General features: G+C 44.4%; 18 protein-coding genes. 7 read left to right on the plus strand and 11 right to left on the minus strand.

The genetic code is table 11. From position 1 onward, the window contains the following. Window positions 1-15: 15 nt before the first annotated feature. From AB6F11_RS06270 to AB6F11_RS06280, 3 genes are all read right to left on the minus strand, one after another. A complete protein-coding gene (locus AB6F11_RS06270; protein WP_017060567.1) occupies window positions 16-897 on the minus strand; it encodes an ABC transporter permease subunit in 882 nt (293 codons plus the stop codon). A 242-nt stretch (window positions 898-1,139) separates the two neighbouring features. Continuing rightward, complete coding sequence (locus AB6F11_RS06275) at window positions 1,140-2,432, minus strand: extracellular solute-binding protein (protein ID WP_017064900.1); 1,293 nt, start codon at window positions 2,430-2,432, stop codon at window positions 1,140-1,142. Between the two features lie 304 nt (window positions 2,433-2,736). Further along, window positions 2,737-3,339, minus strand: a complete 603-nt coding sequence (locus AB6F11_RS06280) for a 2OG-Fe(II) oxygenase (RefSeq protein WP_017064899.1) — start codon at window positions 3,337-3,339, stop codon at window positions 2,737-2,739. A 202-nt stretch (window positions 3,340-3,541) separates the two neighbouring features. Between AB6F11_RS06280 and AB6F11_RS06285 the strand changes: the two genes are divergently transcribed. Next, window positions 3,542-4,330: an MBL fold metallo-hydrolase gene (locus AB6F11_RS06285; protein WP_104216066.1), complete on the plus strand. Its 789-nt coding sequence runs from the start codon at window positions 3,542-3,544 to the stop codon at window positions 4,328-4,330. A 146-nt stretch (window positions 4,331-4,476) separates the two neighbouring features. Here the strand turns inward: AB6F11_RS06285 and AB6F11_RS06290 are convergent, their stop codons facing one another. Together AB6F11_RS06290 and rimK are read right to left on the minus strand one after the other, a co-directional pair. Then, window positions 4,477-4,905, minus strand: coding sequence for a RimK/LysX family protein (locus tag AB6F11_RS06290; RefSeq protein WP_004740039.1), 429 nt, complete (start codon window positions 4,903-4,905; stop codon window positions 4,477-4,479). 32 nt (window positions 4,906-4,937) lie between these two features. Continuing rightward, the gene (rimK, locus tag AB6F11_RS06295) at window positions 4,938-5,843 is read right to left on the minus strand and encodes a 30S ribosomal protein S6--L-glutamate ligase (protein ID WP_004740040.1); all 906 of its coding nucleotides are present in this window, start codon (window positions 5,841-5,843) and stop codon (window positions 4,938-4,940) included. Window positions 5,844-6,445: 602 nt separating this feature from the next. Here rimK and AB6F11_RS06300 point away from each other — a divergent pair. Both AB6F11_RS06300 and AB6F11_RS06305 read left to right on the plus strand, forming a co-directional pair. After that, window positions 6,446-8,230: an SgrR family transcriptional regulator gene (locus tag AB6F11_RS06300; RefSeq protein ID WP_104216067.1), complete on the plus strand. Its 1,785-nt coding sequence runs from the start codon at window positions 6,446-6,448 to the stop codon at window positions 8,228-8,230. 187 nt (window positions 8,231-8,417) lie between these two features. Continuing rightward, window positions 8,418-9,479 carry an MBL fold metallo-hydrolase gene (locus AB6F11_RS06305; protein WP_029235615.1) on the plus strand — a complete coding sequence of 354 codons (1,062 nt, stop codon included), beginning with the start codon at window positions 8,418-8,420 and terminating at the stop codon, window positions 9,477-9,479. 111 nt (window positions 9,480-9,590) lie between these two features. Here AB6F11_RS06305 and AB6F11_RS06310 read toward each other — a convergent pair whose 3' ends face one another. After that, window positions 9,591-10,016: a MarR family winged helix-turn-helix transcriptional regulator gene (locus AB6F11_RS06310; protein ID WP_017060573.1), complete on the minus strand. Its 426-nt coding sequence runs from the start codon at window positions 10,014-10,016 to the stop codon at window positions 9,591-9,593. Window positions 10,017-10,113: 97 nt separating this feature from the next. Here AB6F11_RS06310 and AB6F11_RS06315 point away from each other — a divergent pair, with 97 nt between their 5' ends. From AB6F11_RS06315 to AB6F11_RS06330, 4 genes are all read left to right on the plus strand, one after another. Further along, window positions 10,114-10,605: a DUF2798 domain-containing protein gene (locus AB6F11_RS06315; protein WP_017069211.1), complete on the plus strand. Its 492-nt coding sequence runs from the start codon at window positions 10,114-10,116 to the stop codon at window positions 10,603-10,605. A gap of 33 nt (window positions 10,606-10,638) precedes the next feature. Beyond that, the gene (locus tag AB6F11_RS06320) at window positions 10,639-10,944 is read left to right on the plus strand and encodes a DUF3861 domain-containing protein (protein ID WP_017069212.1); all 306 of its coding nucleotides are present in this window, start codon (window positions 10,639-10,641) and stop codon (window positions 10,942-10,944) included. A 205-nt stretch (window positions 10,945-11,149) separates the two neighbouring features. After that, window positions 11,150-11,914: a hydratase gene (locus AB6F11_RS06325; protein WP_104216068.1), complete on the plus strand. Its 765-nt coding sequence runs from the start codon at window positions 11,150-11,152 to the stop codon at window positions 11,912-11,914. Between the two features lie 223 nt (window positions 11,915-12,137). Beyond that, the gene (locus AB6F11_RS06330) at window positions 12,138-13,499 is read left to right on the plus strand and encodes a Na+/H+ antiporter NhaC family protein (RefSeq protein ID WP_104216069.1); all 1,362 of its coding nucleotides are present in this window, start codon (window positions 12,138-12,140) and stop codon (window positions 13,497-13,499) included. A 198-nt stretch (window positions 13,500-13,697) separates the two neighbouring features. Here the strand turns inward: AB6F11_RS06330 and AB6F11_RS06335 are convergent, their stop codons facing one another. The 5 genes from AB6F11_RS06335 to AB6F11_RS06355 all read right to left on the minus strand — a co-directional run bounded on the left by AB6F11_RS06335 (window position 13,698) and on the right by AB6F11_RS06355 (window position 19,879). Beyond that, window positions 13,698-14,858: a multidrug effflux MFS transporter gene (locus AB6F11_RS06335; RefSeq protein ID WP_050633202.1), complete on the minus strand. Its 1,161-nt coding sequence runs from the start codon at window positions 14,856-14,858 to the stop codon at window positions 13,698-13,700. 210 nt (window positions 14,859-15,068) lie between these two features. Beyond that, window positions 15,069-16,562, minus strand: a complete 1,494-nt coding sequence (locus tag AB6F11_RS06340) for a methyl-accepting chemotaxis protein (RefSeq protein WP_240698176.1) — start codon at window positions 16,560-16,562, stop codon at window positions 15,069-15,071. Then, window positions 16,552-17,409: an ABC transporter substrate-binding protein gene (locus AB6F11_RS06345; protein ID WP_102394170.1), complete on the minus strand. Its 858-nt coding sequence runs from the start codon at window positions 17,407-17,409 to the stop codon at window positions 16,552-16,554. The genes AB6F11_RS06340 and AB6F11_RS06345 overlap by 11 nt, the downstream gene beginning before the upstream one ends. A 221-nt stretch (window positions 17,410-17,630) precedes the next feature. Continuing rightward, window positions 17,631-18,011 carry a hypothetical protein gene (locus AB6F11_RS06350; RefSeq protein WP_017064884.1) on the minus strand — a complete coding sequence of 127 codons (381 nt, stop codon included), beginning with the start codon at window positions 18,009-18,011 and terminating at the stop codon, window positions 17,631-17,633. A gap of 155 nt (window positions 18,012-18,166) precedes the next feature. Continuing rightward, the gene (locus tag AB6F11_RS06355) at window positions 18,167-19,879 is read right to left on the minus strand and encodes an RluA family pseudouridine synthase (RefSeq protein ID WP_017072196.1); all 1,713 of its coding nucleotides are present in this window, start codon (window positions 19,877-19,879) and stop codon (window positions 18,167-18,169) included. Window positions 19,880-19,965: the final 86 nt, after the last annotated feature.

Here is a 19,965-nt window from a genome sequence, read left to right on the forward strand (position 1 = left end):
CCTAGCTGTGGTGGGCTAGTAGTGAACACGCTTTTCTACAACGCGAAACTGGATAAATGTAAGAGTGAGTACCAGTAGCAACAACACAACTGACTGCGCAGAGCTGCCGCCTAAATCTGCGCCAACAAACCCGTCTCGATACACCTTGTACACCAACGACGTTGTGCCGCCACCTGGGCCGCCATTGGTCATGGTGTCGATCACGCCAAAGGTTTCAAAGAACGAGTAGGTGAGGTTGATGACCAGAAGAAAGAAGCCTGTAGGTGCGAGTAGCGGGAAAGTAATGGTCCAGAAACGTTTCGAGTCACTGACACAATCGAGCATCGCCGCTTCTTTTACTGCGTAAGAGATCGATTGAAGCCCAGCCAGAAAGTAGATGAAATTCACCGAAACCTGTTTCCAAACCGAAACCAAAATCAGAGCAAACGTGGCATCCAAAGGGTCGGTCTGGAAGCTAAAGTCCCAACCTATAACCGCAAATATCTCGGCAAACACGCCAATATGTGGGTTAAACAAGAAAGCACCGATTACGCCTGCAATCGCAGGGGCAACCGCGTAAACCCAAGTGAGAGTGACCTTGTAAGCGCCTTGTCCGTGAATGATGTTGTCGGCTTTTACGGCGAGCAGTAGCGCTAAGGCAAGCGATAAGAAAGAAACCACAATCGCGAACATTAAGGTGAAGCCAATCGAGTTCAGATATTCGCTCGATTCGAACAGCATTTGATAGTTTTCGAACCACACGAATATCGATGAGGTGCCCCAAGGGTCTTCTAGCATGAAGGACAGGTAAACTGCCTTTGCCGCTGGGTAGATAAAGAAAACCGCAATGATGAGTATCTGAGGCGCCAAAAACAGGTAAGGCAGCGGAGAGTGAAAGAATTGCTGACGTCGTTCCACAGGGTAATCCCCAAAAATTAGTGACTGTTATCACTGTTAGTTACGGTGAGCACTAGCGCTATAGCAAAGGAATGCATCCAGTTGAGTTGTAGTTTTTGGAGCAAGAAATGGCGCTAGTGAAGAATCTCCTCACACCTTGCCATTACGTTTTTAATGACGCAGTGACAAGTGGTGAGGAGCAATGAACGGCTTTGGTTTATTAAGCCTTTAGCTCAGTAATCTGCTTTGGTTAAAAAGCCAAATTAGTTCATCGTACGAGCGAAGCGTTTCAGCAGTTTGCTGCTCTCATCTTCGACTTTATCTAGGCTATTCTCGACGCTAGAGCGGTCAGCGAAGATATTGTCGAACTCACGATGCATCACTTCACGAATTTGAGGGTAGTAACCTAAGCGGTAGCCCTTAGTCCATTCGCCCGATTTTAGGCTTAGCTGCTTAACGCCCACTTCTGCATCTGGTTGTTCGTTGTAGTAGCCAGACTCTTTCGCTAGCTCATAGGCAGCCGTTGTTACAGGTACATAACCAGTGGTTTTGTGCCAGTAGACTTGAGTTTCAGGCTTAGTCAGGTAATCAAAGAACGCTGCGACACCTTTGTCTTGTTGTTGGTCATGGCCATTGAGTGCAAACAGAGCTGCGCCGCCAATGAAGGTTAAGCCTGCGTCTGGGTTAACCGATTTCCAGTATGGAAGGTATGTGGTGCCGAGTTCGAAAGGTACGCGGTTACGTAAGCCACCGAATGAGCCTGAAGAACCCATCCACATCGCCACTTCTTGGCGCTCGAAAGGGGTTTGGTTTGCATCCCAGTCACTGCCGTAATACTTGTAGTAACCTAGATCTGACCACTCTTTCATCTTGCTAACGTGCATCATCATGTCTTTGGTGTTGAACATGATCTTAGTGGACAAGCCATCGTAGCCGTTGTTTTGATCTGCGACTGGCAGGTTGTGGCGAGACTTAAAGTTCTCGAACATGATCCACGGCGTCAGAGATTGAGAAAACGCGATGTGTCCTTCAGCCTTCAGTTTCTTAGCGACCACTTCTAGTTCTTCATAAGTTTTAGGCGCGTCTGCACCCACTTCCGCGAGAAGATCTTTGTTGTAGTAAAGAACCGGTGTCGAACTGTTGAAAGGCATACCAACCATCTTGCCTTGGTTGTCGGCATAGAAGTTACGAACGCCCGCTAGGTAGTCGTTTGAATTAAAGTTGTAACCCGACTCAACCAGAATATCCTGTACCGGTTTCGCGACGTCTTTCGCGTTCATGATGGTTGCTGCGCCTGCATCGAAGACTTGCAGAATATTGGGTGCTTCACCTGCTCGGTATGCCGCGATACCGGCTGTTAAGGTCTCTGTGTATGAACCTTTGTAGATTGGCGTGATCTCGTAATCATCTTGTGACGCATTAAAGTCGGTCGCAATTTTGTTTACTGTTTCTCCAAGCTGGCCGCCCATTGCGTGCCACCAAGTGACTTGAGTCGTTGCGAACGCTGGCATTGCCGCTGTCGCAGAAAGAACGCCTGCCAAAATTAGCTTATTCATCTTCGTTTCCTTTTGGATGAAATCGATGTCGAGGTATTGGATTAGAGTGTTAACGAGACGGTAGGGGTGTCGTTTGAAGCTATCTTGAACAGGGCGTATTTCACTTAAGTAGCTAAACCGTTTCACTGATATGAAAGATTCATTTCGATTTCATTTAAGAGAAAGTTATTGATGGTTTTAATATTTATTGCGTGCGGTTTTTAAGAGGTATGTTGTTCAATACTCGCTCAATATTTGTTCCATAAAAAAGCCTCTCGAAGGAGAGGCTTTGAATAAGCTAGAGCTTGTTATAATCGGCTTTGTTCTAGTGTGCGATATCTAGTTGGTTGTCTTTCACGCCGTTAATACGGAACCAACCTGCAATACTGAATCGCTCTGTGTTTGTCGGCAGTACCTCGTGTGGGAACTGTTCAGATAAGAACACAAATAAGCGGCCTGACTTTGGTGGAATGGTCGTGATGTGGTTGTCTTTTAGGTCGTAAACCACAAGTTCACCAGCGTCTTCTTCTGTCCACTCATCATTCATATAGAACACAGTGGTCAGGCGGCGGTTTTCATTGCCCTTGAAACAGTCTAAGTGCTTCTGGTAGAAGTCGCCTTTTTCGTATTTAGCAAAGTGCGCTTCGTACTCGAACAGACCCAAAAAGAACGCTTGGTTTGCCGCTAAACGAATTTGTTCCATTTTGTCTAGGAACAGAGATGCTGGCTGACCCATATCGCGGCGCACCCATTGAATCTTGTCACTACGAATGGTCGACTCTCGCGTTACTTCATCGTTACGGCCAATCCTAGCCTTTTTCCAGTTCTCTGGAATGCAATCCCTCAATGCCACCACTTCTTCATGAGTTAAGAAGTCATCCCAAACAAAGTAGCCTTGGGTAGAAAGAGCATCGATTAGTTGGTTCATGTATAGCACTCAGACAATAAATTAGAGGCGCATATATAGTCCTAATAACTTAGGTCAACAAATCACGTATTTTGTCGTCACGATAAAAGAGCGGAAGAGCATGGTACTTTGATGTGATTTTATAGTTAACAAATTTGTTACAAATAAATGTGTGTTTGCTATGGTGTAGGTCTGACCAGTTGAATTATCACAAGGAGTGGGTTTGCAGCTGCATACCATTAAAGGTTACATCCAAGACATGTACTTGGTGGAGTATCCGGACAAATTACTGTTGCTCGATGGCGCATGTCGAGCCGATATTCCGCATTTGAAGGCTTTTATTGAAACCGAACTTATGCGTGATTTTTCTGATCTCCACACGGTTGTGGTGACACACATGCATCCTGACCATGCAGGGGCAGCGCACAAGCTCAGAAAGCTCACGAGCTGTAACTTGGTGGCAGCAAACCGAGACAAAGATTGGTATCACGGCATCGATGGCATTTTGATGCACCTGACCGACTTAGCGCTTGCTAGGTGGATGGCGAACCGCTTAGGCAAGCCTAAAGCAAACCTATGGTATTCAAGAAAGTTAAAGCCGGACTACAAGCTGTCTGATGGGGATAGTATTCCAGGGTTTGATGATTGGTTGGTTCTTGAAACACCGGGCCATACCGACCGTGATCTCTCGGTCTATTGCCCATCACACAGCGTGGCTTATGTGGCCGATTTAATGGTCGAGGTTAAGAAGAAGCTGATTCCGCCGTTTCCTATCTTTCACCCTAATAAGTATCGAGCGTCTGTATCGCGCATTTATGACATGCAGCTCGATACCTTGCTGGTGGCGCATGGTGGGCAAGTCGATTTCAGTCAGAAGGCTTTTGAACACCTGTTGATGAGTGCCCCAAGAAGGCCTGTTACACATTGGCGAGTGACGAAAATCAAAACCAAGAAATTACTTTTATCGATTGGGCGATTTGGTTTTCAATCTCATGGTAAATCGAAGAAATAGATCAGAAGCTTGAATGCAAAGTCGTGTATTCAGAGCTGAAAGTAGAAATAGAAAAATAGATAGCAATAAGGCCAGTCATGAGACTGGCCTTATATCGTTGTGAGTAGCTTTAGTTATAACCTGTGGAGCGGTTACGATGACTCGGATTAGTGAGTCAGCAGGAATTCACCCGCAGGGTCAACAATCACTTTGTCACTCATGCCTTGACGTCCAAGCAACATCATGTAAGTCATGTCTTGACGGTTGCTTAGCGTGATATCGATCGGCCATTGTTGGCCACCGATTCTTAGCATGGTTTCAATCACGCAACGGTGTTCAACTTCGCCGTTAGATGATTTAATTTTCTTACTTGTTTTCAGTTTCGCCTTGCAGCGCACCGTCTCTTCTAGGTGATAAACGTCTGGGTGAAGGTCGAACTCTACGAATTTCTCACCATTTGATTTAACACATAGTAGATTGTCTACGTGTAGAGAAGAGGTTTTAGCCCCTGTATCAACACGTGTATGTAGTCCAGTTATCCCTAACTCTGGTAAGCAAAGTGCTTCGGTATTCCCTATGATCATTTTATTGTTCATTTTCTTTCCAATCATGAGTTATCGGTATTCAATCAGCCCTTGCCACGAGTACGGTTAGCGTTTGGTTTTGCATTCTTCTCGATGAATTCGAAAATCATGTCTGCTACATCTTTACCCGTTGCTTTCTCGATGCCTTCTAGGCCTGGAGAAGAGTTTACTTCCATTACTACTGGGCCGTTCTTAGATTGTAGGATATCTACACCACATAGGTTTAATCCCATGATTTTCGCTGCATTGATTGCTGTTGCGCGCTCTTCTTTGGTTAGTTTAACCAGCTGAGCAGTGCCGCCACGGTGCAGGTTAGAGCGGAATTCACCTTCACCAGCTTGACGCTTCATTGCAGCAATTACTTTGTTGCCAACAACAAAACAACGGATGTCTGCGCCATTTGCTTCTTCAATGAACTCTTGAACCAAGATGTTCGCTTTTAGGCCCATGAACGCTTCGATAACGCTTTCTGCTGCTTTGTTTGTTTCTGCTAGTACAACGCCGATACCTTGAGTGCCTTCAAGAAGCTTGATCACAAGTGGCGCGCCGCCTACGTTTTTGATCAGGTCTTGAATCTTGTCTGGGCGGCTAGCGAAACCTGTTTTTGGTAAGCCAATACCTTTACGAGACAACAGTTGTAGTGAGCGCAGTTTGTCGCGAGAGCGACTGATTGCTACTGACTCATTGATACAAAAAGTGCCCATCATTTCGAATTGGCGAACAACCGCAGTTCCGTAAAAGGTAATGGAAGCGCCAATACGTGGAATAACAGCATCGTATTGAGGTAGCTCTTCACCCATGTAGCGAATCTTCGGATTGTTACTCGCGATATCTATATCACAGTGCAACGTGTCGATAACATCGACCTGATGACCACGTGCTTCTCCAGCCTGCTTTAGACGAGCGGTAGAGTATAGATTTTCGTTGCGAGAAAGAATTGCGATACGCATGGCGTTTCCTTAGTTAATACCTGATTGGTAACTGCAAATAAATTAGTTGTTAGCTGAGCTTTCAGTTTTTTCTGAGGCTCCTTGCTTGCTTCGGGGCGAACCTTAAGGCTTTTCGTTCAACTAAGAAAACGAATTAAATTTGTCGAGTCGACAACGGAAATTTATCGATTGTGTGAGCTATTGGTACAGCAGGCTTGAGAGGGGAATTGGAATGGAAAAGCGAGTTGAGACCTAACTCATATTGGGGGTAGGAGCATATTAGGTTGTACCCAACTCGCGTTTACTCGGTGCTAAAAAGTGTACTAATAACGCCAGTTACATAGATCTATAAGTGTTCGTAGTGCTTCTCTTTCGAGCTTACTGCAGGTGCTTTTTAGCTTGTTAAGATAGTATTTTCTCATGGTCATTACTCTCTCTGGTTAGGCTTTATTTACAACCTATGGTTTGTTGCTGACCCGTTCATTATGGATAATTAAGAGGAACTAAAAAACAGATGTTATTTTTATTGGTTGTTCCTGTTTTGGTCGCATTACACTACTTTTTGATGAATGTGTTTTATAATGGGCTTAATTAGGAAGAGCTATCTTTAAAAGGTTCATTATTTGTCTGATCTAAACATGATGCGTTACTACACGCGGCTAGAGTCGTTCGAGCCAAACATTTCTCATTCAGTCACCCTAGCCGAAGTAGCGGATATGCTGTTTACAAGCTTGCGTCACGCTCGAACCTTACTTGGTAAGATGCATCAAGCTGAATGGGTGGTGTGGGAGCCAAAAGTTGGCAGGAATCAACGCTCTAACTTAACACTGCGTTTTAGCAATTCAGAGTTGGCGCAGCATGTTGCAAGTAAACTGATAGAGCAGGGCAAGTACGAAAAAGCACTTTCCATATTGGATAATGACCGCGCTGTGTTTGGTTCTTTATTGCAAGAAACTTCCGGCGCGACCATGCGTGAAGGGCTGCTGCACGTTCAATTAACCTATAAGCGTAAGTTTGAGGATTTGTTTCCGCACCATATACACCGCAGTAGCGAACGATTTTTGATAAGACAGGTTTTTAGCTGCCTAGTGACGTGTAATGGTAAAGGTGAGTTAAAGCCTGAACTAGCTCACCATTGGGAATATGACACTGAGCAACTGGTTTGGACTTTCTATCTGCGCCCGGGACTTACTTTCCATGACGGGCAACCTGTGGATGCTAAGCAATTAGTTTCGATGTTTTCTGCGTTGCAAACCTTACCTTTCTATCAGACAGAGCTAGCCCATGTCGCTTCAGTTTACAGTGAGCAGCCATTGAGGATCAGCTTTCAACTCACCAAAGCAGATACCGGCTTTGCTGGTTTACTTGCTGGCGTTAAATATTCGATTCAACCCGCAGCGCAAGTCACCCGTGAACCGTCGCCATTAAGTACCGTGTCCCATGCTGTTATTGGAACCGGCCCATTTAAAGTGGTTGATGCCAACAACGAACGAATCAAGCTCGCCGCATTTGAGCATTATTATGGTTGTCGCTCGTTAACCGATGAGGTGACCATCTGGCAGTTTGAGGAATCAATGACGGGCACTGCTCGTTTCGATGATAGCCAAATGCACGTATCGCCTTATGAAGATTCTTCTTGCTTCCATCAATTAGGGAAAAGCGATGCGGACCTTGTTTCAGCAGACACAGACGGCCTTCGTAGCCGAGTCGAGGATGGATGCTTGTTTATCCTGTTCAATCAGAACTCAGCGGCTAGCCCACTAAATAATGAGCAGCGCAAATACCTTTCACAACTGACCAACCCACAAGCGATTTTGTCTCAGCTGGAACACAACAAGGGTTTGTTTAGTGTCTCTTTAGCTCAAAATATACTGCCAAGTTGGCAGAAATTGTATCGAACGCCTTCGAAAGAGGCACAACTGCCGGAAAAGATGAGTATTGCGGTTTACGACTATTATGCGTTGTATCGATGTGCGATTTGCGTATCCGATATACTCAAACGATATGGTGTGGAAGTTGAGGTGAACACCTACAGTTTTCGAGAGTTGGCGCAGCTCTCTCAGAGTGGCGAGTTAAAGGAGGACTTGGTGCTGTGTAACTTGAACCTCGATGACAATGCCCCGTCTTCGCTGTTCTCGTGGATGATGAACGACCCTGTTTTGCACTCTGCTTTGGGAGAGATGAACAGCGATTGGCTCAAGCAGCGCTTGGATAGTCATAAAGCATCCGTGGAACTGCCTAATTACTTGGCAGAGCTAGAACCTATCGCGTCTACTCTGATCTCAGATTATTGGTTAGTGCCTATGTTCCATCACTTACAGACCGTTCGTTTCCAAGGGATTCTTAAAAACGTAGCCATCACCAACTGGGGATGGCCAGATTTCAAGAATGTATGGTCTGCTGATTAACCTTTCTGACTAGCTAAATAACTAAGTTAACTCGTTGCCAAAGTTGGTTTTTCCAAAATCGACTTTGACACGCTTACGTCTAGATAAATTAAAAATTACACTCTTCGGTTTACTTTTTGGTTTTGGTATATAAACTAGTCAGTGTAGTTTTTGAGTTGGGTCTTTCCCAACGGTTGAAGAGATACCAATGAAAAAATATCTATTACCGATTTTAGGAGTACTTGCCGTGGTCGCTATCGTAAGCACAGGTTCACAATCAAATGACAATCTAGATAAGCTTCCAAAGAAGTTTGCTAACAGTGAGTTAGAGTACAAATCGGGCATGTCTGATATTTTTTCAATCTTGAAAGCGTATGTAACCGTGGAAAGAAATGAGCCAGTGCCACGTGCTGCATTGCCTTTGATTCCGATGACAGCCGAGCAATTGATCGAAGAGACAGAAGACGTTGCGTACCGCTTAGGTCACTCAAGTGTGATGATGAAGCTAGATGGCAAGCTAGTGATGACTGACCCTGTGTTCAGTGATCGAGCATCACCAGTGCAATGGATGGGGCCAAAGCGCTTTCACCCAACCCCAATCTCACTGCAAGATCTACCTGACATCGATGTGGTAGTGATCAGCCATGATCACTACGACCATTTAGACAAAGGTGCCGTGAAGGTATTAGCCGACAAAGTAGGGACGTTCTTAGTGCCATTAAGAGTGGGCGCACTGTTGGAAAAGTGGGGCGTGGATAAAGAGAAGATCATCGAATTGAACTGGTGGGAATCGGCAACGGCCTCAGACATTGAGTTCACGTTGACACCGACACAGCATTTCTCTGGTCGTGGCTTGCTTGATCGTGACCAAACACTGTGGGGCAGTTGGGTTATTAACGCTTCAGACAAGAAAGTCTTCTTTAGCGGTGATTCTGGTTACTTCAATGGCTTTAAAGAGATTGGCGACCGTTTTGGGCCGTTTGATTTAACCATGGTTGAAACGGGTGCGTATAACTCACTTTGGGCGGATATTCATATGTTCCCAGAACAGAGTGTTCAGGCACACATTGATCTGCAAGGTAAGGTGATGATGCCAATCCACAACAGTACCTTCGACCTTTCTATGCATGATTGGCAAGACCCAATGGAACAAGCACTGGCGATTAGCAAAGAGCGAGATGTACAAATGGTAAGCCCGGTGATGGGTGAACGTTTGGTGATCTCAGAGCCTGTACCTGTTCAGGCATGGTGGAAACTAGCATCGAATTAGAGCTGTCATCCAAATAGACATAGCTAAACCACTAAGCTGTACAACCCAACTTATACACGAAACGCCACCGATCTTACGATTCGGTGGCGTATTTTAGTTTTATTTTTAAGATCAGCTTTCTAAGTTCTGCGCCATTTTCTTCGCAATTTTTCTGAATTGTTCTAACTCGTCTTCGGCCATGCCTTTGGTCATTCTCTTCAGCATGTCTCGATCGATATCCGAGACCTTACTCATGATCTCTTGACCCTTATCAGTCAGAACCAATAACTGGCTGCGCTTGTCTTCCGGGTTCGGAGACTTCTTCACAAGTTCCTGATTGATCAAGGCATTAATGAGCCGAGTGACCTGTGCTTTATCACGATCTAGGAAGTGTGCGATATCGATAGCGGTACATGGAGACTTCTTAGTAATGATCTTCATGACACGAATGTTCATAGGTGCGATCTCTGAGTCTAAGCTCTCAATCTGTTCGCTCATTTGACGTTTCAAAGAGTGCACTAGACGAAAGATTGATTCTAGCGATGTGTTATCAGACATAAACGATCCTTAGAAATATAGTTGACATTATCAACTACTGTATTTATAGTTGACATTATCAACTTAATTGTTCGTAAATTCAAGACAGGAAATAGATATGACGATTCAAGCAACTCTAACGCCAACTCTTCCTGAGCAAAAAGGCACACCGGTTTTATACAAAGTTTTGGTCATGATGAGCTTAATGCTGACGATTGGCGGCAGTTTAACGGCTGTGATGACTTACATGAATGTCGGATTCGGCGAGGAATTTATTGGCAACTGGCTTTCTTCGTTAGCCCTTGTTGTCGTGATCATGATGCCAATGGGCACGGTGATGATGGCTTTAGTCACCAAAGCCGTTGCTAGAGTGTTCACAACTTATAGCGAGAAAGTTCGCAACCTGATCGTAGGACTGATCATGGCATTCATAATGGAGTCCATGATGGCATTTGTAACAGCGGCAAATAACATTGGATTTTCGGATACATCGGCGTTTACCAGTGGATGGTTTAATGGATTTATTGCCGCGCTTCCTGTTGGCCTTACGATCATGGTCGTAATGTCGATGACGGTTAAACCTAAGCTAGAACGATTCATGAAGAGCTAGCCAAAACATTTCACAGCATTGTAGGAGATCCACATGAAAGCATTTACAGGCAAACACAATAACTACCGCATCACTATTGAAGAAGTGAGCGTTAAAGAAGACCGCGAACTTCAAACCATGCAGTTTGAAATTGAAGACAGAGAAAACATGTTCGCGATTGTTGAGAAGATCAAACAAGACAGCGGCTTAGATGAGCAATCAGCAGCACGACTAGGCGTGAGTATCCGCTTACTCGGCCCATTGATGATGCAAGATAGAAAGCATCCTCTGTTTGTTAATTTTATGCCTCACTTCAGAGACTTCATGCAAAACCTTAAGAAGACCTTGAAAGGGCAGTAAAGCCTAACCATCAGCAACACATCGAAAAGCCAGTAACGAACTTACTGGCTTTTTTACATTTAAATCAAAATAGTTTCAGTTGTTTGCGTCTAAAATATGCGAAAATTGATGGCTGAATTTTCGGTGTAGCACCGTTGTTGAATTGTCTATTCAAGCTTTAAGAAATCCGATATTATACTGGTCATAAAACTAAAGGTGGTATTATATGACAAATGTATTTAAACAAGCAGCTGAAGAACTGTTGAGTCGTCGTGTTGCTGGCACCAAAGCACCAAGATTGGACGAACAGTACCGTCCGAATAACTTGGAAGATGCGCTAAAGATCCAATCTTCAATGATCGATTTGAAAAGCGATAAAGTCGGCGGTTGGAAGTGCTTACTTCCTCTGGCTGAAGACAAGTTTGTTGTTGCGCCAATCTTCTCGGGCAGCGTTCAACAAGGCGAAGTTTGTGAACTGTTTGCTGACAACGGCGTAGTACGCGTTGAGCCTGAAATCGCATTTACGCTTGCTAAGAGCCTGCCTGCAAGCCAAGAAGGCTACAGCGAAGAGCAAATCAACGAAGCGATTGGTTCTTGCCACATGGCACTTGAGTTAATGCAGTCTCGTTTTGCGGATGACAGCGGCGCTGAGTTCTATGAAAAACTGGCCGATGGCCTAGTAAACCAAGGTCTATTCATTGGCCCTGAGATTGATCGCGAAAAAGCGTTCACTTCTGCAGAGATCAGTATTGAAGTGACTCAAGGCGAGCAAGTTCAAGCATTCGACGGTAAGCACCCGAATACACTGCCACCAAGCCCAATTTACTGGCTGATTAACTACATGACGCGTCGTGGTGTTGATTTCCAAGCGGGTGAAGCAATTATCACGGGCTCTTACTGCGGTATCGTGGAAATGGAATTCGATAAACCAACGACCTTCCACTACGAAGGCTTTGGTGAATACCAAGTAACGTTCAAGCAGAAACGCTAATTACGTTTACCTGCTAAGTTTACAAAAACGCTAGCTTCTATTGGCGCACTATCTGTTATCGAAAGGCTATTTACTGATGAGTAAATAGCCTTTTTTATTAAGTGATGTTCAATAGGGTTCTTATTACTTTGCATTAAATTAGGCGTTTAGACGTCTAGACGTTGACAAGTTCTAAGTGTGACATTAGTCTGCTCACCTTCCTGTTCTATTGTGTTGTCGTTCCATGTCCAATTCAAAAAATTCTAACGCGGTAATTGCCCCTTCTGCAGTGGCGCTTATCCCTCTGATCGTTTTCCTTGCGCTGTTTATTGGCGTGGGTACATACCTGTCGCTACAAGGCGTCGATTTTGCTTTCTATCAACTTCCAGCTCCGATTGCGGCTCTGCCTGCTGTGATGTTAGCGTTGCTATTGAGCAAAGATAAATTGAACCGTGCGATTGATCAGTTCTTAGGTGGCGTGGGTCACAAAGACATTATCGCAATGTGTATGATCTACCTATTGGCGGGTGCTTTTGCTGCTGTGGCTAAAGCTTCTGGTGGCGTGGACGCGACGGTAAACCTTGGTCTATCGGCTATCCCAACGAGCATGATCCTACCGGGCATCTTCCTTATTTCGGCGTTCATTGCGACAGCAATGGGCACCTCTATGGGTACTATCGCTGCGGTTGCTCCTGTTGCACTAGGCATTGCTGACTCAGCTGGTATGAGTATTCCTCTAACCGCTGGCGTAGTGCTAAGTGGCGCTATGTTTGGTGACAACCTTTCTATCATCTCAGATACCACGATTGCCGCGACTCGCTCGCAAGGCTGTGAGATGAGAGACAAGTTTAAAGAGAACATCCGTATAGCACTTCCTGCTGCACTTATCGCGATTGTTATCTTTGCTTTCAACAGCACAGCAACTCAAGTTCCTGAAACAGGCCCAATTGAATGGCTGAAAGTCCTTCCGTACATCACTATCCTAATCCTTGCGGTATCGGGCATGAATGTGTTCGTTGTGTTGACGATTGGTATCTTGCTAGCGGGTGGAGTGAGCCTAGGTTCTATTGAGAACTACGGTATGACGGATTACGCTCAAGATATCTACGCAGGCTTTGGCAACATGCAAGAGATCTTCTTACTGTCGATGCTGATTGGTGGTTTGAGTGAGCTGATGCGTCGCCAAGGTGGATTAGCATTTCTGACTAACTTAGTGAGCGGTTTGATTCGTGCATTTGGTTCTTCTCACTCTAAGCAAGCGAATGGCCGCGCAAGTGAGCTAGGCATTGCAGGCTTGGTATCAATGGTGAACCTATGTACGGCAAACAACACCGTAGCAATCATTGTTTCTGGTAGTGTGGCTCGCCAATTAGCTGAAGAGAACGATGTATCTCCACGCCGCTCTGCAAGCTTATTGGATATCTTCTCGTGTGTGATTCAAGGCGTACTGCCTTACGGTGCTCAGGTATTGCTATTAGGCTCTGTGTTTAACCTATCGCCGCTAGAGATCGTGTCTAACTCTTACTACTGTTTCGCGCTTGCAATCGTGGCTGTAGTCGCTGTGTTTATTAAACACCCAGCGCGTAAAGTGGCTAACGCTTCGTAGTAATTGACCAAACTGAGTGATCACTGGCTCTAATAAGAAGGCTCCTTAATAGGAGCTTTTTTGTGCGTGAAACTCATGGCTTGAAAATTCAATGTACGTCTTCAAATACAAGAAAACCGCCTATGTAGACGGTTTCTAATTTCGTTATAGCGGTTTTCAAGTTTATTGTAGTGTGAATGACAATTAGGCTTGAGAGCTTTAATTCAGCTTATTAGTCACGAACTCTTTGTTTCTGACCATTAGCCACATCAGGCCGCCTAGCGTACCGATGGATAATTGAATAAAGCCTAGGTTTTCAATCAGTGACTCTGGGCGTATTGAAACTAATACCATACCAAGCGAACCACAAATCATGCTGAAGAACTGAATCAGTGCGACGGCAGAGCCCGTGTCATGATCTTGTTGATTCAACATTAAGTTGGTGCCCGGTACTCGCATGATGATCGCCATTAATGTTGCTGGAGCAGCGATGAACATAAAGAACCAAGGGGACAGGTCGCCAATGGTTAGGGTGAAGATGCCCGCAAGCGCCAATAAAGCAAAACATCCTGAGATGACCTTTTGAACCGGCATTCGGTAGGACAACTTCATGTAAATTGTTGGACCAAATGAGGCGCATAATGCATTGAATGCGAACGCGTAGCTAAACTGTTGTTCGGTCAATCCAAAGTGATCGATGTAGATATAAGAACCCGCCGCAAGAAAGCCCATCAACGCCATCGGTATGATAGAGAAAATGACCAGTAGCTTGAGGAACGAGCGGTTTTTCATGACCACGCCCATTCTTCCCCATGAACGGAACATGGAACCTTGGTATTTGGTTTCGAGCGTTTCTCGATAGCAGCAAGCTAATACTGACGCAAATGCACCAAAAATGGCGAGGGTGACGAACATCATTCGCCAAGACGCAATTTTCAGTAGAAAGGCACCAAATACAGGCGCAACCATTGGCGCGATGATCACCAGTGACATGATAGTCGCCATGATCTTTTCACGTTCTCGGCCATCATAAAGATCTTTGACAATGGCGGTAGCGATAACGGTGATAGCACTACCAGCAAAGGCTTGGAATACACGAGCACCAATTAACTGTTCGATGCTATTGGTCATCGCGCACAATATGCTCGCGACCATATAACCCGCTAATCCAATTAATAGGATCGGCTTACGACCGAATTTTTCGCTGAGCGGCCCCCAGAACAAAAGACCGATGGCGTAAGTAACGAAGTAGCTGCTCAGGGTTAGGTTGACCATGGATCGGTCAGTATTAAACACCTCGACCATCTGCGGAAGCGCAGGTAGGTAAAGGTCGATGGTCAATGGAGGGAAAGCACTTATTATGACGAGAAAAAATAGCATACCGGTCTTTCCCAGTACTGGTTGTGGTCTCTTCAAGGTGGCTCTCCGTTGTCCAAAATAGGTTTTTAATTGGTGTGATAGTATCTTTAGGTTTTGTATGATTAGTTATCTCAAAGCTCTAAAATCAGCAAGGATTTGTGACCTCTAAATGTTTAACATCGAGTTGAAAGGTTCAAGCCAGCAAGTACCTATGCTGGCTTGAGGGTATACTTAGAACTTAAATTTAGCAATCTGAGTGGAGAGGACAGTAGTTTGCGTCAAGATATCATTGGATACGTTTGCCAAATCGTCATTCACGTTAACTAGTTCTTTTGCACTACTATCAAGAGACTGCATGTCATTTGCGACTTTTGAACTAACGTTTGACTGCTCTTCGCAGGCGGATGCAACAGAATCTACCATGCCATTGATGGACGTTACGGAAGAGATAATGCTCGATAGTGCTTGCTGTATTTCATCTGCGCTGGTTTTTGTTTGCTCCACTAAAGCTTTCGAGCTCTGTGTTGCAACAAATGACTCGTTTGCTTCTTTTTGTAGGCGTTCAATAATAGATTCAATTTCATTGGTTGAATCATGGGTTTTAGACGCTAATGAGCGCACTTCATCCGCAACAACCGCAAAACCACGGCCAGACTCACCGGCCCGTGCCGCTTCAATAGCTGCATTCAATGCCAATAAATTAGTTTGTTCCGCAATCGCTTTGATGACTACAATCACTCGACCTATATCATCACTGCTTACTTTTAGTGAATTCGCACATTCCGCTGCACTTTCCAGACTTACGACCAAGTCATCAATATTACGTTCATTGATATCGATTGTGTGACCACTTTGCTGACAAAGCTCGAGTGCATCATTTGATTGATACAGCGTATTTTCCGTATGAACAGCAATTTCTTTGGTTGCTAAATCAAATTGCTCAATGCTGTGCAAACTTTCTTGAGTTAACAAAGATTGTCGTTGGCTTTGTTGGTTCATTTCATCACGTAGTTGCGATATACCGTGGCCACTCTTATCCAACAGTTTGGTCGTGTTCGATGTTTCGAGAATGATAGATTGAATAGTAGCAACGAATTGGTTGAATGCTTTCGCAAGTGATGTGACTTCATCATTGCCTACTTCCGCAACACGTGAAGTGAGGTCTCCTCCACCAGAAGCAATTTCATTCATTGAATCAGCCATGTTTTTGATGGGCCTGACGACTTTTCTATCGAGGACTATGGAAATCAGAATCAGGCTAGCAATAAATATGCAAAGCAAAATACTAATCGCAAGTTGCATAGAGTTCATTAAATTAGCATTCGTCACATCATGGTTAAAACCAACATTAACTTTACCGATAGGCAATGAATCCCATGAAATAGCCATCGATGAGGATTCATCAATGTCACGTGGATTAACACTACCTAATATGTTGTTATTTTGATCGAGCACTTGAATGTTTGCGATTACGTCATTATTTGAATACGCTTCAATGATATTAAGTATCAGTGTCTTATCGTATGCATAAACAGGTTCTTGCAATATCACACTTAATTCAGAGGTTATACGCTGGATTTCTTGTGAAGATTTATCAGTAACGTTTGATTGGTTAATCATAAATTGGATTGGCAAAGCGATAGCAGCAACAATAAGCATCACTGCAGCGATCAGTAAAACCATTTTTTTTGTTATTTGGTTCATAAAAATGTACTCAGTTGGCAAGCGGATCAAAGAAATATTTTTCTGGGATAGAGCGGGTGTCTTCGGTCAGATATGGATTTTCAAGATCGATAATAGTTCGCTCTGAAAGGTTGGCCCGTGAGAGCGCCATTCTTACTTCGGAGTCTTCGAAAAAGAGTTTCTCATAGGTGCCATCAGCGAAAATTTCTTCAACCACTTCTGTGATGTGTTGCTGAAGTTTTGTGTTTTCTTTTTGGACAAAGAGCATATATGGCATGCGATAGCGGAGCATGACATGACTATCAACAGCTAAAGGTAGTTCTGGGTATGATTGCATTTCTGCAAATGGTTCCATGACACCACGAGCAAACAAGTGGCACCGATTACCAGCAAGCATCATCTCAAAAATATTTGGATATTTAAGCGATTTAGCGGTTTTTATACCATTGGCATCAAGAATGAATGTGTCTGGCCATGTTTTCCCTGAACAAACTTTAAAGCGCGTGAAATCCGCTTTAGATCTTACGTTTGCGAGTAATTGTTTATCTTTTTCATGAATTAATCCGATTCGCATACCAAGCATTCCTCGATATATAGGGAACAATATTGGAGCAAAGCGTTTTTCCATGTCGAGACTGGTCGCTGACCAATAAAGGTCAATCTCTCCCGACTCTAAATCCGCCATAACTCTTGATTGAGCAGGTTCCCCTGTTGCTTGATAGACAAACTCGATTTCATCGAATCGGCTCGAGCGATTAACAATTTCTTGAACCAAAGTAAGGTGCAGTTTTTTGTCATTCGGTTTACCTGGCAATCTTAAAGGTTCAGCGTAAGTTATTTGGCAAGTACTAAAAATAAGTATCAAAAAAGTAAAAATGGAGCGAAACATTCTTGGTTCTATAGGCGTGTGATTAAGTGGCGGTAATATCGGTTACCGTGTGCTATTTTGATACGAAATTAACGCCACATTGTGACTTTTCTCTCGTTTTGTATGGGTAATTTAATGCAAGGTCGGATCTGAAATATAAGCATGTAAATATAGGTTTCCAGCCCAATCAGGGTAGCTTGTAATCGCCAGCGACACATTGTAATGATTATAGACTTGGCTTGTTATCTTTTCTTTGGGCGTTTTTCGACTAAACCGTTACGCTCTAAACCACGTCGAACGCTGCTGCATAGTTTACCAAAGCGGCGCAGTTCTTCGAAGTTAGGGCCTTGGCCAATGGAAATACTGTGCTCCCAATACATTAACTCGCTGTCGACCATCTCAAGTAGTTTCTTAGAGCAACCCGAGCAATTTCCTTTTGGACCACAGATAAACGTCTCTGACTCGTAAAGTGGGAGTTCGTTTTTAACTTCTTCAATTAAGTTAAGCATTGCCGAGTTTAAGTCTGGCTTTTTGGATGTAAGTGGCTTCAAGCTCGGTGCTTGAGTCGCAATTAATGGGGAAGTCAGTTTGTTAGGTTGTAAATTCAAAGCAGCTGATGACATATCAAAGGCCTCAAGGAGAGAAGAAGGTGGGCATGCTACTCTTCACAACAAAGTGAATCTTGATGTAGTGCAATAAGCGTGGATATATACCCAAAAGAGGTAGGAGCCACAAGCGGTTGTGACTCCTTATCAAAGCTCGCTACTAATGAGAGATTTTAGAATTCGGCGTCGAACTGGAATTCCATCCACTCTTTGGTGACTGGGTGGTGCAGCGCAAGTCTTTCTGCGTGTAAGTGCAATCGGTCGGCTTTATTGCCATACAAGCCGTCACCGACGATAGGCATGTTAAGGCCTTCTTGGTGTGAACAGTGAACACGCAACTGGTGTGTACGCCCTGTTTTAGGATGCAGGTAAACCTTAGTGGTTTGCCCGTTTCGCTCAATCACTTCCCATTTGGTTTCTGCTGGCTTGCCGTGTTCGAAGCAGACAATTTGACGAGGGCGGTCGTACAAATCACCACGCAATGGCAGTCGAACATAGCCTTCATTTTCTGTTAGAACGCCTTCAATCATTGCCACGTAACGCTTTTCGACTTCACGAGTAATGAACTGCTTCTGTAAGCTCTTGTTCGCACGTCGTGTGAGAGCGAAGATTAGAATGCCAGAGGTCGCCATGTCTAAGCGATGAATCACAAATGGGCCTTCAACATCGGGATGCATTTCTTGAACACGTGTGTAGGCGGAATCTTTGATGGTTTTACCCGGCACGGATAGAAAACCTGCTGGCTTGTGTACTACCACGATGTGCTCATCTTGGAACAGAATATCCAGTTCTTTGCCTTCTGCTGGGTTCTCTAGCAATGGGTTTGGATCGACTTCTAGGCCTTTCATCATATGGCCTAAAATCGGCACACATTTACTCTGACAAGAAGCGTAGTATTTCTTGTGCTTGCGGATTTCCGACTTTGGAGAGCGGCCCCACCAAAATTCAGCCAATGCCAGTGGCGTGTAACCATGTAAGTACGCGTATTGCAGCAATTTAGGCGCAGCGCATTCACCAGAGCCAGCTGGTGGTATCTTGTTTGGCGTGTTTTCAAAGATTTGGTTAAGGTCTTCAACGTTTCCTTCCGCATTTTGGAAAGCGTATTGTGAAAACAACTTGTGTTGAAGCTGATGAGAAATGTGTGCTCTTTGCTCTTTTAGCTCAGCCAGTTGAGTGTTGAACACATCAACTTTAGCTTGCAACACTTGCAGGGTCTGTTCCCAGTTAAGTTTTAGGTACTTCTGCTGGTTCTTGTCGGCAACACTGGCTTTGTTTAGCTCATTATTTAGCTGTTCGAAAGCTTGCTCATCAAGGTTTTCTTTACCTTGTTCACGTTGTTCTTTACGCGTTTTTCGGCCTTCAATAATCAATAGACGTTGAGCTTCAATCTCTTGCTCGGCTTGCGCTTTTTGCTGTGCCAGTTGCTCGCACAATTCAAGGTATTCAGTATTTGCTTGCAGCGCTTTAAACTCAGCGTTGACAGCCATCATGTCGGCTGTGTCTTGATGGAAAAAGCTGTCGCTGCTGAGCATGTCGAACACGGGCGGTACAAAGTGAGGCAGTAGGTTTTGGTCGGCGATTTTCCCTGAAAAAGCAGAGAAGTACCCCAATTCACCTTCAGGGCTTTTCACCAATAACACACCAAACATTTTGCCGCGACCAGCGTCAGAATCCAGTCCGAAGTCATGCTGCCAGTCGGTTTGAGTTTCTAGATATTGTTGAAGCTGATGAGAAGCGATTTCACACAATGGGTGCGGTTCGTAGTAGAACGGGAATGTGAAACGCTCAGGCAACGAATATGACTCGATCGGCTGTTGAAAACGAGTGAAGCAATGCTCAGGTGTGTGGCTGTTTTCTGAGTCGTGCGTTGGTTTTGATGAGTGCATAGTCGTATTAATACTTATATCGTGGTGATAAATGGTTGTGAGTCTACTGTGTATGTTCAGAGACGTTAAACACAGTACAAGGCGGC

Origin of the sequence: Vibrio sp. 10N.247.311.14, from assembly GCF_041467715.1 — a bacterium.
Lineage (GTDB): Bacteria > Pseudomonadota > Gammaproteobacteria > Enterobacterales > Vibrionaceae > Vibrio > Vibrio crassostreae_C.